Source organism: Streptomyces sp. NBC_00335, assembly GCF_036127095.1.
GTDB lineage: Bacteria > Actinomycetota > Actinomycetes > Streptomycetales > Streptomycetaceae > Streptomyces.
The window spans coordinates 2074476-2089744 of sequence record NZ_CP108006.1; the positions used below are offsets into that span (position 1 = coordinate 2074476).

The following is a 15269-nucleotide window of genomic DNA, read 5'->3' on the forward strand; positions in this document are numbered from 1 at the left end:
TCGGCAGAAAGTCGGCGATGCGTGAGTGACGAAAGGATGAGTCCCGGGCAAGGGCATACACCTTGGTATAGAGATGCGCGCGGACAGCGCGCATAAGTGATCACCGCCCTCCGGCCGGTCTCCAACGCCGTACTCTTGACCGTTATGGAATGGGGAATGACGGAGCCCGCCGCCAGGCGCCGGAGCACCGAACTGCTTGTCGCGGCCGGAAGCGCCGCGCTGTGCGTGACCGTCGGCTTCGCCGAGGCGCGCGGGTTGTCGGTGTACCCGAGGCTGTCGTCCCTTCCCCTCTCGATCCCGGGGACGGGCAGGCTGCCCATATACCTCGCAGCCCTCGTGCACTACGGCATGGTTCCGCTCGTCGGCAGCGCGCTGCTCTTGGGACGCAGGCGCCGGCCAGTGGCCGTCGCGGTCGCCCTCACCATCCTGGCCACGATGACGCCGCTCATCCCCGCGGCCCTGGCCGCTCTGTTCACCGTCGCCTCGATGCGTTCTATCCGGACCACCTGCGCCGTCACGGCTGTGGCCCTACTCCCGCTGCCGCTGTACCTGGCCCTGCAGCCGTCCCTCTCCTCGGCCTCGCTGGCCACCGCACTGACCGGCGGCGTGCTGGTCGGCGGCGCCGTGGGCTGGGGACTGTTCCTGCGCGGCCTTCACGACCGCGGCAAGCAGGCCAGGGCACAGGCCGTCCTGCGTGCCGAGCAGATCCGCCAGCGCGAGCGCGAATCGCTGGCCCGGGAGATGCACGACGTGCTCGCCCACCGGCTGTCCCTGCTCAGCGTGCACGCCGGAGCCCTGGAGGTGAATCCCGGCGCACCGCCCGAGCAGGTCGCCCAGGCCGTCGGCGTCATCCGCTCCAGCGCACACCAGGCCATGGAAGACCTCCAACAGGTTCTCGGCGTCCTACGCACCCCACTCCAGGCCGAGGGCGCCCGACCCGAACCTCCGCAGCCCACCCTGGGCGACATCGCGCCTCTCCTGGAGGAGTCCAGGACGGCCGGCATGCGCATCGACCTGACCGATGAGGTCCTCCACCGGTCACAGATCCCTCCAACCACCGGACGGACGGCCTACCGGATCGTGCAAGAGGCCCTCACCAACGCGCACAAACACGCACCCGGACACGACGTACGGATCGCCCTGCGCGGCGCCCCGGGCGCGGGCCTGAGCCTGGAGGTCACCAACACGGTCCCCGCCGGGGAGGGGCCCAACCTGCCGGGCAGCGGATCCGGACTGATCGGCCTGAGCGAACGAGCCGCTCTCGTGGGCGGCGACCTCACGTACGGCCCCCACGGGGAAACCCACCATGTCCGGGCACAGCTGCCGTGGCCGGCATGATCCGCGTCCTGCTCGTCGATGACGACGCCCTAGTCCGTGCCGGCCTGCGCATGATGCTCGCCTCCGCTCCCGATATCGAGATCGTCGCCGAGGCGGCCGACGGCAGCGAGGTCGAATCGCTGGTGGACCGCCACGGCCCCGACCTCGTCCTGATGGACATCCGCATGCCGGGCGTCGACGGCCTGGAAGCCGCCCGCCTCCTGCGCGCACGCCCCGGCGCCCCCGAGATCGTGATGCTGACGACCTTCTCCACCGATGGCTACGTCCTGCGTGCCCTGCAGGCCGGCGCCGCGGGGTTCCTGCTCAAGCACACCCGCCCGGACCGGATCATCGAGGCGGTGCGGCAGGCCGCCGCCGGAGAGCCCGTCATGTCACCCGAAGCCCTCAGCCAACTCATCGGCACCGTCACGGCGCCCCCCGGCCCCACGGACGCACCCGCGTCGGCGGCGGTTCCCTCCCCCGACGCGCAGGAGCAACTGGGTCTGCTCGGCGACCGCGAACTCGAAGTCGCCCTCGCCGTCAGCCAGGGCAGGACCAACGCCGAGATCGCGTCGGACCTCTACATGAGCATCCCCACCGTCAAATCCCACATCTCACACATCCTGGCAAAACTCGACCTGAACAACAGGGTCCAGATCGCCCTGCTCGTCTACCGCTCCGGCCGGACCTGAACCACCCGCAAAGAACGGGCAAGGTGCCGAACCATGGCCGCCTTCGACGCCCGATGGTGACTCTCGTGACCTTGATCCGTTGGATACCCGGAATGTCATCTCCGGAGGAGCTCCTCATGCTCAAGAAGGTCCTTGTCGCATCACTGCTCACGGCTACGGCGGCCATGGGGGCGGCTTCACCCGCCATGGCCGCTGAACCAACCCCGCCGACCGTGCGGGACGTGCCCCTCACCCGTAGCGCTCCGAGTGACGGACCCGCCGCCCCACGGGGGAACAGCTCACGGCGCTGCTCCTACGGGTTGCTCTTCAACGACAACCGGCTTACCTGCGACTACGCGCAGTTCATCGGCGCCTAGTCCACGGGCAGCCTGGCACGCGGGTTGCGCCTGGACAGCGGGGTTCCCAGCCGCAGGAAGGCTCTAAACGATCTAGCCGAAGGCGACGACCTGGCCCCACCCTGGGCTCGGACATGATCCGCAGCGTTGTGGCGGTCTCAGCGTCGAGGGTGCTGGAAGGGCACCCCGGGCGCCGGCCGGCAGCGGCCACGGCGACAGCTCGGAGAACACCGTCGGCCCCGGGTCGACCGTCGCGAAGGCAGGTGCCGGTGTTACCGATACCAGTGAAGGCCCCACGGAGCCGCGATGCCCGGCACGTGCTGCTCAAGGCCCGGGCTCTGGTGGATCCGGAGCTGCGCGCGGCGGTCGGGAGTCTCCCGGCGCCTGCACGGAACGTAGCTGCGTACCACTTCGGTTGGAGGGACGAGCGCGGCAGGCCGAGTTCGGGCGGGGTGGGGAAGTTCCTTCGTCCCGCGCTGGTGCTACTTGCCTGCGAGGGGGTCGGTGGCAGGCCGGAGCAGGCCCTGCGGGCGGCCGTCACGGTGGAGCTCGTCCACAACATGTCCCTGATTCACGATGACGTCATCGACCGAGATGCCCTGCGGCGTCACCGCCCCACCGTCTGGTCGGTGTTCGGACTCCCGGCCGCGATCCTGACCGGGGACGCCCTGCTGTCCCTGGCCGGGCGAATCCTGGCGGACGCTCCCGGCCACGCGGGCATGACGGGCCGCGCGTGGCTGGACGATGCCGTCCAAGAGCTCATCGCAGGCGAGTTCGCCGACAGCACGGCCGAGAACCGCGAGGCGGTCACCCTGCAGGAGTCGGTGGCCACGGCGGAAGCGAAGACGGGCTCGCTGATCGCCCTGTCCTGCGCGCTCGGAGCCCTGGCCGGCGGTGCCGACGAGGCCAGGGTGGGTCACCTGCGCAGCTTCGGCCGCCATCTGGGGGCGGCCTTCCAGCTGACCGACGACATCCTGGGAATCTGGGGCGACCCCCAGATCACCGGGAAGCCGTACCTGTCCGACCTGAGGTCCCGCAAGAAGTCGCTGCCGGTCGTGGCCGCGCTCGCCGCCCCCGGGCAGGCCGCCAGGGAGCTGGCCGGTCTCTACCACTCCCCCGCCGTGCTCACAGACGCGGAGCTGATGCGCGTCGCGGAGCTGGTGGAGGCGGCAGGAGGCCGCGCCTGGGCGGAGTGCGAAGCGGGCCGCCGCCTCACCGAGGCCATCGCCGGCCTGGAAGCCGCAGACCTGACCCGGACCGCGTACGACGACCTGAGCGCACTCACCCTCATGATCACCGGCCGGGACCACTGAGCCCGCCTGAACGCCGAGCACGGCCGTCACCTCGCGGCGCCGACCGCGTAATCCGCCCAGGCCAGAGCATCGACACCCGACACGACCGATGCGTCAGCGCCCCCAGGGCCCCGCGAAGGTACCCACGGTCACCGAAGAACACCGACGACGCATGAGGAGTGGACGATGGACGCACCTTCCCTGAACGGCCTGGTCTGGCCCACCTGGCACATCCCCTTCCCCCACCGGCAGAACCCCGTGGTGGACCAGGTCGAGGCCGCGCACCTGGAGTGGATGGACCGGTTCGCTCTGGCCCCGACAACCAAGGCAATGGAGCACTACCGCAAGGCACGCAACGTGGAGGGGAACGCCTGGTTCTACCCCACCGCCTCCTTGGAGGACCTGATCCTCCTGACCAACATGATGGGCTGGTTCTGGATCTTCGACGACCAGTTCGACGACGGCCAGACCGGCCTGGACGTCGCCAAGGCCAAAACCATCGCCTCCGGGATCATCCCGATCCTCTACGGCGCCCCCGCTCCCGCCGGCTCCCCAGCGCCCTACCAAGGCCTCGCCGACGTCGTCCAAGGGTTCGGCATACGCCTGGGCCCCGACAGCATGCGGCGCCTGGGGCGCGGCATCAGCCAGTTCATGCTGGCCTACATCTGGGAAACCGAGAACCGCTCCGCACGCAGGTTCCCCACCCTGCGGGAGTACATCCACATGCGCGTCCACAGCGGCTGCGTCGTCCCCGTCTACGACGTCGTCGAACTCGCCGAGAACGTCTCCCTTCCCTACCGGCTGCGTGAATCGGTATGGATGAACGACTTCCTCTTCGACGCCGCGAACATCATCAACTGGCAGAACGACGTGGTCTCGCTGGTCAAGGAGAGCAACCAGCACCACGTCAACAACCTGGTGTACATCCTTCAGAACCAGAATGGGTGCAGTCTGCAAGAGGCTGTCGACACCGCCTACGGCATGGCCACCGGCCTGAACGAGAAGATCTTCCGAGCGCAGCGGGAACTCCCCGGGATGATGGACATCTTCCGCCTCGACGACACCGAACGCGACGGCGTCCAACGCTGGTTCGACGGTGTCCTGCTGGCGCTGGGCGGCTGCATGAAATGGCACGAGATCACCCACAACCGCTACCTGCGCTACACCACAGCTCTCGACGACATCGATCGCGGCGCTCCCGGCGCCAACCCCGCCTACCTTGCCGACCTGCTCCCCAACGAGCGCATCCATCCTGGAGGAGCACCGGTCTGACCGGGCGAGATGGCGGAGGCGGAGACGACTGGCCGCAGCCGGATACCCCCAGCCGCGTATTCATCCGCTCGTACGGACGGCACCACGGACTGAGATCAAGGGCTGCCGCGTCGCCCGCAAACTTCGCAATCACGCCGAAGGAAGAGGACTGTGCCCCTGAAGCCCCCACAGGCGACACCCGCCCCCGGATCCGCGAACAAGGGGGGAAACGGCGTCGTCACGGGCGCGCCCGCCCCTCACGCTCCGGGCGCCTGGCCGCTGGCGGGCCATGTGCCTTCCCTGATCCGCAACCCCTTGCGGTTCGTGACCTCGCTGGCCGCGCACGGCGACGTGGTGCGACTGCGGCTCGGGCCCCTGCCCGTGTACGCGCTCACCCACCCGGCCCTGGTCCACCAGGTCCTCGTGGAGGACGCACGCGACTACGCGCGGGGCCGGATCTTCGAGAAGGCCGGCCCCTTTCTCGGCGATGGCCTGCTCGCCCATTCCGGCACGGAGCACCGCCGTCAGCGGCGCCTGCTCCAACCGGCCTTCCATCGGGACCGGATCGCCGCCTCCATCCCCATGCTGCGGCAGGCCGCGGAGCGCATCAGCGCCTCATGGTCGCCGGGGCAGACCGTGGCCGTGGACCGCTCCATGAACGAGCTGTCCCTGACCATGCTCACCAAGACCCTCTTCGCCGCCGACGCGGGAGCCCGCGCCGCCACCCAGATCGAACGCGCTCTGCCGGTGCTGGCCCAAGGCCTCATCACCCGCACTCTCATGCCCGAGTGGTGGACGAAACTTCCCACCCCCGCCAACCGCCGCTTCGACCGGTCCGTCCATGACATGGGCGCGTCCATCGACGAGGCCGTCCACGCCTACCGCGCCGAAGGCCGCGACCACGGAGATGTGCTCTCCATGCTCCTGAGCACGCGCGACCATGACGGGCAAGCCCTGTCCGACCAGCAGATCCGCGACCAGCTGATCGGGTTCGGCCTCGCCGGAGTCGAGACCACCGGCGCGAGCCTCGCCTGGCTCTTCCACGAACTCGGACGACACCCCGAGATCGAGCAGCGCGTCCACGCGGAACTCGACACGGTCCTGGGCAGCCGACCGCCCCTGTACGAGGACCTGCCCGCCCTGCAATACACCGGCCGCGTCATCACCGAAACCCTGCGCCTACACGCCCTCTGGCTGGTCATGCGCCGCACCCGCACCACGGTCCGGCTCGCAGACACCACCCTGCCAGCCGGGGCGGAGATCCTCTACAGCGCCTACGCCCTCCACCGCGACCCCCGCTGGTTCCCCGACCCCGAGCGGTTCGATCCCGACCGCTGGCTCCCCGAACGGGCCCGACAGGTTCCCAAGGGGGCCTTCATCCCGTTTTCCGCCGGAGCCCACAAATGCATCGGTGACTCCCTCGCCTTCACCGAGATGACGATCGCGCTCGCGGTCATCTGCCGACACTGGCGCCTGCGCCCCACCCCCGGCGTGCGCGTCCGCGAAGTCGCCCGCGGTGATGTCCACCCGAACCGGCTCCCCATGATCGCCGAGGCACGGTCCATCTGAACCCCGCTCAGCCTCGGCTCCTCGGGCCGCGCTGCCGTACGCGAAACCCAGGAGGTGACGTACCAGGACAGCGGCGGCGGGCGCTCCTCGGCGGCCCGCTCGACCGCGCCCCGTACGGCGGCCAGGGCCTCGGTCGCGATGGCAGCGATCAGCTCGTCCGGGTCGCGCAGACAAGAAGCTCCTGATCAAAGGTTGCGGTGCGCGGCGGTTGATCGTCACCGGCACACTCCACCAGGCACTCCCCGCCTCCTGAACCCGACGCGTGCCTACTGCTGTCGGCCTCTGCGTCGGCCGCACGCCAGGAAGGTCAGTTGATCTTCACCGAGGTGATCTGGTCGTTCCAGTTGAAGGTGGCCTCTGGCCCGTACGGGACCTGGTCGGCCTTTCCGGCGGGTGCCTGGCCCAGGGTGCCGTAGGCGGTGCGGCGGCGAGCCGTGGTGGTGAAGCTGTGCCCGCTGAATTTGTGGTCCTGGTAGATCGTGACCCGGCGGCCGGTGTTGTTGATGAGGGAGGAGGCGCGGTCGCTCATGCCGTTGAGATTGGGGTCGCTGACCTTGGTCGCCCACATCGATCCGCCGGTGGCGGACTTGGGCTCCTTACTGGGGAACCCTCCCTTGGTGTTCCACTGCACGTCGTCGTAGATGCACAGGTATCCGTCCGGGCATGCCTCGTACCCGTGGCCGCCCTGGACGTAGAAGGTGTCGGGTTGCACCTCTGCGGCAGCGACAGGCCCGCCGGGCAACACTGGCGCCAAAGCGATGAGTAAGCCGGCGACGACCAGGAGCCCTCGTACGCGGTCGATGTGCATGCTCCGATACCTCCGAAAGTGGTGAGCGCGAATCGCATGATCAACGCCACCCCGTCCAGAAGGTCACCGCGGCAGAACAGCGATTCGCCAGTGCCCCACGCCTCACGCCCCAAGGCGGTGGTGGCGGACCAGGCGGTAACCGCCTCGGGCGCCGAGATCGCCCCTTCGACAACCGGTAGCGATGCAAATGCCGGCCGCCATCAGCGTCTGGATTTGTTCACAAGAACGCGAACTAAGCCACCGCGCAGGATGCTCGGGTCACACTCCGGCCGATCCCGCCTGCTGCCCGGCAGTGTTCGGCCAAAGTTCCTTCCTGTAGGCCAATTCGATCCCGTGAACACGCTCCGCACCATCATGATCACCTCATGACAACGAACTTCCCCGTGACGATTCCGCGCTCAGCCCTTGGTCGCGGCCTGCTCGCTTTGGGCGCCACCTTGGCCTCGGCACTGCTGGTTCTCACGGGCTCGACCCAGGCGCACGCCATCGTCGGCGGATATGAGGCGAAGCCGCTGCAGTTCCCCTCCGTCCTCGCGCTGGAGAAGAACGGGCAGCTGATCTGCGGGGCCACCCTCATCAAGCCCGGCTGGGCCTTGACCTCCGCGGCGTGCACGACCGGATCCGCCCCCAGTCAGCTCAAGGTCGTCTCGGGGGCGCTGGCCCTTACCGATCTGTCTGTCCCCGGCATCACCACGGTGCAGGTCGCGCAGATCGTTTGGCACCCCGACTACGCCGCGAGCTCCGGGTGGAACAACATTGCGCTGCTCAAGCTCAAGTCGCCTCTCGTCGCCGTCCCTGCGGCTCTTCCGCAGTCCGGGGCCGCGTTCACCGGTACGGTCACTGCCGCGGGCTGGGGCGCAACCCGTGAGGGAGGGCAGCCCTCTCCCACGCTGCGCTACGTCAACACCCAGGTGGTGCCTCGATCGACGTGCCGGAGCCAGTACGGCACCGGCGCGATCGCCGACAGCATGATCTGCGCCGGAGTGGACGCGGGCGGAAAGGGCACCTGCAAGGGCGACGGCGGGGGCCCGCTCTACAAGAACGGCACCGTCATCGGCATCGTGTCCCACGCGAACGGCTGCGCCAGGGCGGGGTCGTCCGACATCCTCACCAACGTCGCCTACTTCCGGACCTGGATCGACAGCAAGACTGCGTAGACACAACCGGTCTGGGCCTCTGCGATCGCGGGAGGCCGGCCTACCAGCGGAAGCCATCGGGGCAAGCATCTGGGGCAGGTCCGCGCCCATCGCGGCGAGGCGTGCGCCCCACTCATCACCATGCAGGGAGCTGTAGATGACGTTCTACATTCAGAACATCAGCACGGGACTCGTTCTCGACGTCCAGAAGGGCCGGGCCCTGGTCGAGGAACTGACCACTCGTGAGGATGTCCCGGCCGACGTGCGCGAACGTGCCGCCGAGTTCAAGCCGGCGCTGGAGCTGATCGAGTCTTCCCTCACGGCCGGCGTTCCGGGGGGCACGGCAGCGGTGAAGCCGTAGCCATCACCGCTGCCGTGTGGGTGCCGCCAGAGCGGACTGGTGGCACCCCACACAGGCCGCTTCGGCTGAGGAGAAGCCCCGGTAGATCTGCCGGAAACGATGCTCCTTCAGGAGTCCCTTTCCGGCGGAACCGTGTTTGGCGCGGGCATGTCGCAGCCGACGCGACGGCCCCGGGGGGCTTGCCAGGCCGGGTTGTCGGCCCGGTGCTCCGCTAGGAGATCATGTTGATCTTCGTCGTTTCGTACGCTTTGGCGGTCGCGCCGGTGGCCCTGGCAAGCTCGGCGAACGTCGTCGCCGAGGTTTCGTCCCAGAAGGCCAGCGTGAACGAGGAGTCCGACCGTCCCAGCAAGTTGTCGATCTCCGCGGGGCTGTACTCGCTGCCGACCCTCTCCGTGAGGACGGCCCGCAGGAGGTCTTCGTCGCCGCCTGAGACGTCGACGTTCCACAGGTAGGAGACGGGCCTGCCTGATGTCAGGGTGCCGTTCGTCTGATCGCTGCCGAGCCCGCTGTCGTAGTAGCCCATGATCTTCCCTTTCGGTAGGTATGACAGGGGGCGGGCGTAGTCGCCGTGGCCGGGCCACCGGCGAGGACACCGATCCCCCGATGAAGCGGCATCCGCTTGCTGATCGGCCGTCGCGAGCGTTCAACCACCCTGGCACCGTCTGGTTACGGCCGAGCGCCGGGTGGCTGGAACTTCCGACTGCGGGTGACTCAGGCCGGGGGCTCGTTGGACAGCCCGGCTCTCCGAACGCCCTCGCCGTCAAGCGCATCGGGCACACCGGCGGTGCCGCCTCCGCCCTTCGCGCCCCCGACTTTGACGGGCGGCCGCAGACCCACGACCGCGACACCGCTGATCCTGGATAACCGGACGGACCGGACCGCGTCCGGCACGGTGACCGGCGAAGCCTGTTGTCGTTGACCATTACATGATCAAGAAGACCGCACAGGCCGCACTCGTCGTGGGCGCCGTCCTGCTCTCCGCCGGCCTGGCCCACGCCGATGACGACACCGTCGACGAATCCACCGTCCGGGACCGCACCGGCACTCTCACAGCAGACTTCGAGCAGCAGAACCCCCACGGTGGACGACCGTCGGCGGGCACCGACACCCTGGGGATGCCCCGGCCGGGACACGACATTCCCGTGAAGGTCGACTTCACCGCGAACGAGGACAGCAAGACCGCCATGCTCGACGTCACCGCGTCCGAGTTCTGACCGCCGGATTGCCGCGTCGGCGAGGCATAGACCAAGCCGGCTCTACGGACGGCCGCCCCGTCCTGCATATCGCGGTGTGTCGGGGGGCTCAAGCGGGTACCGGAACGCCTGCTGGCAGGTGCCGGTGGCGTAGCAGGCGGTGATCTCGGCAAGGACCTCGTCTTCGGTGATGTGCCCGGTGGCGTCGGCCTGGCGTTCAGCCGCGACACGGCGGGCCTGGTCTGGGTCGGCGCCGAGCACGGTCAGCATTCGTTCCACGGCGGCGACGGTGACGCCACCATCGCCGCCGTGATCGGCGGCGGTGTAGACCGCCCGGTGCCAGGGCAACGCGATCCGAGCAAAGGCTTCCGGGTCCTGGTGCAGACCGGTCTAGGGGGCGATGTCCACCCCGACCGGACCCCCGTGATCGCTGAACCGAGGACCACCCGAACCCGATCGAACTGAGCATCCTCAGCGTCACGTCGACGCCGCGCCCCCTCCCCATCCCTCACGGGCCCAACGGAGCCCAAGGTTAGGACTTTCGCCTCTTGAGGGCGGTTTGTCCTCAAATAGATTGATCGGGAAGGATTCCAGTCATTCGAAGGAGCAGCGCGCCATGAGCGAGATCCAGTGGGAGGCCGGCCCTTACCGGATCCGGGTGTCGCTGCCGGAATCGGATGCACCCTGGGCCGTCGAGGGCACGAAGGGCCTGATGGGCATCCGCCCCCTGTTCCAAGGGCGGGGACCCGAGCCCCGTCCAATCGCCGAAGGCGACAGCGGGATGGACCCGGCGGTGCTGGGTTACCTGGGGAAGGGCTTCTAGACCGCCACACCGGTCGCCGACCTTCCTCATGTCGACCTGGGTAGCGACGGGCCGGGCCCTGCGGACGCCGTTGCGTTTCGGCCGGAATCGACGGCCGGCAGGGCTGGAAATCACCGTCATCCGATCGAGGGGATCTTGGCTCTCCGATGCGGCACTTGCGGCGCCGACAGACCAAGATCGTTACATGAGCAACCCCATGACACGACGTCACATTCTCGGTTCCGCAGCGGCGGTCGGCGCCACCGCCCTCCTTGGCGGCGGGACCACGGCATCCGCCGCCCGGGCGGCCTCGGGCCCCACACCCTCGCGGGCCACCGCAGCCGATGCCGTTTCTGAAGAGAGGGCCCTTCTGGAAGGCTTGAAGCAGGTCGCGGACCCGCAGTGCGACGAGGCCGTGACCGACGCCTTCGAGCGGGGCCAGGGTCCGGCTGTCAACGAAGCCCTCAAGGGATGGGGAACCAACGGCCAGGCCATCCCTGAGGGACTGCCCGCCAAGCTGCGCGACTTCCTGGAGACGACCCGACAACTGCCCTCCTGGGTCGACCCGCAGGCACTGGCCGCCGGTCACCGTTTCGGCATGGCGCACGCGCAGCAGATCTCGTTCGCCGCAGTGCTGTACGTGACGCCGGAGCGGATGCGCTTCCCCGCCGCGGCGGCGGCCATCATCGGGATCGAGGGCCCGCACGACAACAAGCAGGGCTTCGCCAAGGCGCTGCGCGCCGTGGGCGACATCCTGCACAAGACCCCCTACGGACCCCAGGGGGCAGGCTTCGTCACGCCGGCACGGGTACGGATGGCGCACTCCGCCGTGCGCTACCTGCTGCACACCGAGGGGCACTGGGACACCGGCAAGTGGGGCCTGCCGATCAACCAGTTGGATCTGCTCGCCGAGGGAAGCCTCTTCACCAGTCGCCTGATCGACCACCTGCCCAAGCTGGGCGTCCACCCCAGCGAGGAGGAGGCGGAGCACTACTACCACGAGTGCCGCGTCGGCGCGTCCCTGATGGGGGTCTCCGAAGTCGGCATGCCCTCGACTCTGGCCGCGGCACGCAAGCGTGCGGTGGTGGGGGACGCGCTGCACGCGCGGGTGACGCCGCAGTCCGCGAAGTATGTGCGGGCGACGATCGAGTACTTCTCCTCGCTGGTCGGCCCGAAGGAGATGACGGTGCCGCCAGCTACCGCTGTGGTGCGGTACATGATCGGCGACGTGGACGCCGACGCCTTCGGCCTGGCCCGCTCCTCGTGGGATGCGGTGGTGCCGTCCGCCGTGCACGGCTTCTTCACCGGCACCCAGGCGGGCGGGCTGCCGACACCGTCGGCGACGATGACGCGCGTGGCGGTCCAGATGGTCCAACGCGCGATGAACGACGGCAAGGAAATCGAGCTGACGATGCCCCTGCACCTCTACGGGCACCGGTAGAGAGCCTCCGGACACCTCGGCCTCAATCTCGCGGACCGCAACGCCGGCGACGCGACGGCACCCCTCACCGGAATGCGTGACCTGGCCCGCCGCCCGCAGGACATGCACCACGCGGACCACCGTCCGGTGTGATCATGCCAACGGCCCCGTAGCGCTGGCCCTTCGCCACTTTCCATGAAGCGTTTCCGCACTTGTCTCAGTTTGATCCTCAGGCCGCGGCGATCGTCGCGGACCTTGAGGACCAAGTCCATCACCACTCCTTTGAGTTGCTGGCGTCATGAACCCGCTGCTTGTTGATCATGGGCTCGTTTGCCGAGGCGGAAGAGGAACGCTACCGACGCAAGGGAGACACAGTGCTCAGGAAAGCAGCCATCGCCGCCCTGGGGGCCGCCAGCCTTATCGGGCTGTTTGCGGGCCCGGCTCAGGCCGACGACGAAGTAGACGCCTGGTTCTCGGCGGAAGCACCCGTGGAGGACTCCAACGGATGCCTCGAAGGGGAGGTTCACAAGAGGCGTCCCCACGGCAAGAGCGAGTTCGTCGACTGCTACAGCAGCCCCCGCGACTACCCCTCGTCGCTGTCGGCGCAATACAAGATCTGACCACGCGGTCACCTTCTGGAGCGACTGCAGGGCACTCGGGCAGATTCGATCTTGAACATACGTTTCACCTCTCCAATCAGTCCCTCGCTGGCCCGACCCTCGGATCATGTGTGGAATATTTTGAGGCATAAAACCGTGTACCCTCAGGGGAGTTGAACTCGCCAGGGCTGGAGGTGAGCACGTGCGCGACCAGAAGAGCTTGGTTGCGGATCCCGGGATGCTCACACTGGCCCGTGACTCACGCGGCTGGACACAGTCCGAACTTGCTGACGAGATGACACGTCTTGATGGCAGCCGCATCACCCAGGGGTACGTCAGCCGAGCCGAAGCCGGCCGCATCCCCGTCAGGGACGGGCGCGTGCAACTGTTCGCCGACGCCCTGCGCTACACCGCCGACACCCTGTGCCACGCCGCTGAGACGGCCGGTGCAGGTGTCGGACTGGTGCACCACCGCAAGCGAGCCTCCCTGGGGGCGCCCGCCCTGCGTCGGATCCATGCGACGTTGGCGCTCACCCGGCTCCAGGTCGACTCCTTGGCCCGGGCAGCGGACCTCCATCGCAACGACAGGTTTCGGCGCGTGGAGGTCAACGACTTCGACACTCCCGCGGATGCGGCGGAGACGATGCGTGAGGAGTGGAACGTCCCCGCAGGGCCGATCGAGGACATGGTCGCCCTGCTCGAAGATGCCGGCGCTCTGGTCGTAGTTCGGGATCTCTGCACCACCGAGCTCGACGCCGTGAGCCAGTGGCCCCCCGGCGGGTGCCCGTTGATCTTGCTCAACTCGCATGCACCAGGGGATCGTTCTCGCTTCAGCCTGGCACACGAGCTGGGTCATCTGGTGATGCACGGCGAGCCGGGTGAGGGTCGCGTGCAGGAGGACCAGGCCAACCGGTTCGCCGCCGAGTTCCTCATGCCCCATGACGCGGTCCTGCCCGAGCTGAAGCCAGGCATCGACGTGTCCCGTCTGCTGGACCTCAAGGCCCGGTGGGGGGTGTCCATGGCGGCGCTCATCAGGCGGGCCATGGATTTGGGAGTCATCAGCGAATGGCAATACCGCACGCTCGTGGTCGAGTTGTCCGCCCTCGGCTACCGCACCAACGAGCCGACCACCATCCGGCGCGAAAATCCGCGCCACCTCGCTCAAGCCGTCACCCGGCTTGAGCAGCAGCTCCACCTCAGTCCGACCGAGACCGCCCACCTGGCTGGCCTGGGTCGCGAGGAGTTCCACGAGATCTACTTGTGCACTTCCTCTCCGTCCGGCCACAAGGACGTGCCGGACTCTTCTGCGAGGTGATTCATGAGCAACACCCCCTCCCCGAGGCGGCGACCGCCCGCCCTGAAGACGCTCGACCACACCGTTGCCGCCGTGCCGCTCCTCCAGGGGCGGGTGCTGCTCCACGAAAACGCCATCAACCTTCCGCGGCCGCGGCCCGCGCTCGATGACGACTTCAGCGGCGTCGTGATGACCGGAGCCAAAGCCGAAGAGCGGGCCTTCCACCTTCGCAGCACGGCCGGCTATGAAGGCACCCTGCTGATCGACAGCGCCCCTTACACCACCTATGTCGCAACCGCGGACGAGCCGTTCATGGTGCCCACCGACGAGCTGTTCGCCTCAGTGGACACCTCGCTGGCCTTCCAGAAGGCACGCGGAGCGAGCGCGGCACTGACCCCGACCGGCTACATTCCGCCCGCGGACTCCAAGACGCTCAAGGCAGTGATACGCGAGGCCAACAAGATCGAACGCGCCGACACCGTCGTGACGCTCCCGATCGACGTCACGTGGCTGAACCGCGAGAACATTGGTCAACTCATCGCGGTCTCCACGAAGATCCGGCACCCGAAGGCCCTCGTCCTGTTCCGCCAGTTCGATCCGCTGGAGCAGACGAAGGACATCCCCTCCAATCTGCGCCGCCTGCTGGCCGAGGTCGAACACGTGGCACTACTGCGGACCGACCTCGCTGCGCTTGATGCGATCGCGCACGGCGCCTTCTGCACCGGCATCGGCGTGCAGAGTTCACTCCGCCACGCGATCCCGCCCGGCGAGAAGGCCCAGACCAACAAGGCCGGCCCCACCTACCCGAGCGTGCTGATGCCGGAACTCATGTGCTTCAAGGGCGCCGAGTCCCTCTCCAGGTTGTACGGGAACGTGGATCCCGCAACCTGCTCCTGCGAGGAGTGCGACGGGCGTGGACTCGACCGCTTCTTCCTGCCGGACGGCGAAACCCGGCGCGAGGCCGACAATCACACCGTCCTCACGTGGAGCGACTGGGTCACCGAAATGGCCGGCTACCAGCCAGGCACCCCGCGTAAATCGTGGTGGCGCGACAAGTGTGCGGCCGCGATCGACCGCTACGCACTGGAGAACCAGCGCATCGGGCTGGGCGCCAGCCCCCGGTCCGGATTCCAGGCGCCCTCCCCGCTCAAAGCATGGGCGACACTCCCCGTCACCCCGTAACGAGCCGCGGGCCGGATG

17 protein-coding genes are annotated in these 15269 nt (G+C 68.3%); 14 read left to right on the forward strand and 3 right to left on the reverse strand.

The window, feature by feature from the left end; genetic code table 11:
• The first annotated feature begins 156 nt into the window (after positions 1–156).
• The 6 genes from OHA37_RS09220 (at position 157) to OHA37_RS09245 (ending at position 6456) form a co-directional block, all read left to right on the forward strand.
• A complete protein-coding gene (locus tag OHA37_RS09220; RefSeq protein WP_266903854.1) occupies positions 157–1338 on the forward strand; it encodes a sensor histidine kinase in 1182 nt (393 codons plus the stop codon).
• Complete coding sequence (locus OHA37_RS09225) at positions 1335–2009, forward strand: response regulator transcription factor (RefSeq protein WP_266903855.1); 675 nt, start codon at positions 1335–1337, stop codon at positions 2007–2009. Before OHA37_RS09220 ends, OHA37_RS09225 begins: the two co-directional genes overlap by 4 nt.
• A 92-nt stretch (positions 2010–2101) precedes the next feature.
• Positions 2102–2365: a hypothetical protein gene (locus tag OHA37_RS09230; RefSeq protein ID WP_266903856.1), complete on the forward strand. Its 264-nt coding sequence runs from the start codon at positions 2102–2104 to the stop codon at positions 2363–2365.
• Positions 2366–2796: 431 nt separating this feature from the next.
• The gene (locus OHA37_RS09235) at positions 2797–3657 is read left to right on the forward strand and encodes a polyprenyl synthetase family protein (RefSeq protein ID WP_266903857.1); all 861 of its coding nucleotides are present in this window, start codon (positions 2797–2799) and stop codon (positions 3655–3657) included.
• A gap of 165 nt (positions 3658–3822) precedes the next feature.
• Positions 3823–4908 (forward strand): terpene synthase family protein, encoded by a 1086-nt coding sequence (locus OHA37_RS09240; protein WP_266903858.1) that lies wholly within the window; start codon positions 3823–3825, stop codon positions 4906–4908.
• A 150-nt stretch (positions 4909–5058) separates the two neighbouring features.
• The gene (locus OHA37_RS09245; RefSeq protein WP_266903859.1) at positions 5059–6456 is read left to right on the forward strand and encodes a cytochrome P450; all 1398 of its coding nucleotides are present in this window, start codon (positions 5059–5061) and stop codon (positions 6454–6456) included.
• A gap of 307 nt (positions 6457–6763) precedes the next feature.
• On the opposite strand, the gene OHA37_RS09250 is transcribed toward OHA37_RS09245, so the two are convergent.
• On the reverse strand, positions 6764–7168 hold the full coding sequence (locus tag OHA37_RS09250; RefSeq protein ID WP_266903860.1) for a peptidase inhibitor family I36 protein: 405 nt from the start codon (positions 7166–7168) through the stop codon (positions 6764–6766).
• Positions 7169–7629: 461 nt separating this feature from the next.
• Between OHA37_RS09250 and OHA37_RS09255 the strand changes: the two genes are divergently transcribed.
• Together OHA37_RS09255 and OHA37_RS09260 are read left to right on the forward strand one after the other, a co-directional pair.
• The gene (locus tag OHA37_RS09255; protein ID WP_266903861.1) at positions 7630–8421 is read left to right on the forward strand and encodes a serine protease; all 792 of its coding nucleotides are present in this window, start codon (positions 7630–7632) and stop codon (positions 8419–8421) included.
• A 136-nt stretch (positions 8422–8557) separates the two neighbouring features.
• Positions 8558–8761, forward strand: coding sequence for a hypothetical protein (locus OHA37_RS09260; protein ID WP_266903862.1), 204 nt, complete (start codon positions 8558–8560; stop codon positions 8759–8761).
• Positions 8762–8972: 211 nt separating this feature from the next.
• Here the strand turns inward: OHA37_RS09260 and OHA37_RS09265 are convergent, their stop codons facing one another.
• The gene (locus OHA37_RS09265; protein ID WP_266903863.1) at positions 8973–9284 is read right to left on the reverse strand and encodes a hypothetical protein; all 312 of its coding nucleotides are present in this window, start codon (positions 9282–9284) and stop codon (positions 8973–8975) included.
• Between the two features lie 403 nt (positions 9285–9687).
• Between OHA37_RS09265 and OHA37_RS09270 the strand changes: the two genes are divergently transcribed.
• Positions 9688–9975, forward strand: coding sequence for a hypothetical protein (locus OHA37_RS09270; RefSeq protein ID WP_266903864.1), 288 nt, complete (start codon positions 9688–9690; stop codon positions 9973–9975).
• Between the two features lie 42 nt (positions 9976–10017).
• Here OHA37_RS09270 and OHA37_RS09275 read toward each other — a convergent pair whose 3' ends face one another.
• Positions 10018–10302 carry a hypothetical protein gene (locus OHA37_RS09275; RefSeq protein WP_266903865.1) on the reverse strand — a complete coding sequence of 95 codons (285 nt, stop codon included), beginning with the start codon at positions 10300–10302 and terminating at the stop codon, positions 10018–10020.
• Between the two features lie 268 nt (positions 10303–10570).
• On the opposite strand from OHA37_RS09275, the gene OHA37_RS09280 reads away from it, so the two are divergent.
• The 5 genes from OHA37_RS09280 to OHA37_RS09300 all read left to right on the forward strand — a co-directional run bounded on the left by OHA37_RS09280 (position 10571) and on the right by OHA37_RS09300 (position 15251).
• A complete protein-coding gene (locus tag OHA37_RS09280; protein ID WP_266903866.1) occupies positions 10571–10777 on the forward strand; it encodes a hypothetical protein in 207 nt (68 codons plus the stop codon).
• A gap of 358 nt (positions 10778–11135) precedes the next feature.
• Positions 11136–12197: an oxygenase MpaB family protein gene (locus OHA37_RS09285; protein ID WP_266903867.1), complete on the forward strand. Its 1062-nt coding sequence runs from the start codon at positions 11136–11138 to the stop codon at positions 12195–12197.
• A gap of 299 nt (positions 12198–12496) precedes the next feature.
• Positions 12497–12796: a hypothetical protein gene (locus tag OHA37_RS09290; protein WP_266903868.1), complete on the forward strand. Its 300-nt coding sequence runs from the start codon at positions 12497–12499 to the stop codon at positions 12794–12796.
• Positions 12797–12977: 181 nt separating this feature from the next.
• Positions 12978–14090 carry an ImmA/IrrE family metallo-endopeptidase gene (locus tag OHA37_RS09295; RefSeq protein WP_266903869.1) on the forward strand — a complete coding sequence of 371 codons (1113 nt, stop codon included), beginning with the start codon at positions 12978–12980 and terminating at the stop codon, positions 14088–14090.
• Between the two features lie 3 nt (positions 14091–14093).
• Positions 14094–15251 (forward strand): hypothetical protein, encoded by a 1158-nt coding sequence (locus OHA37_RS09300; protein WP_266903870.1) that lies wholly within the window; start codon positions 14094–14096, stop codon positions 15249–15251.
• Positions 15252–15269: the final 18 nt, after the last annotated feature.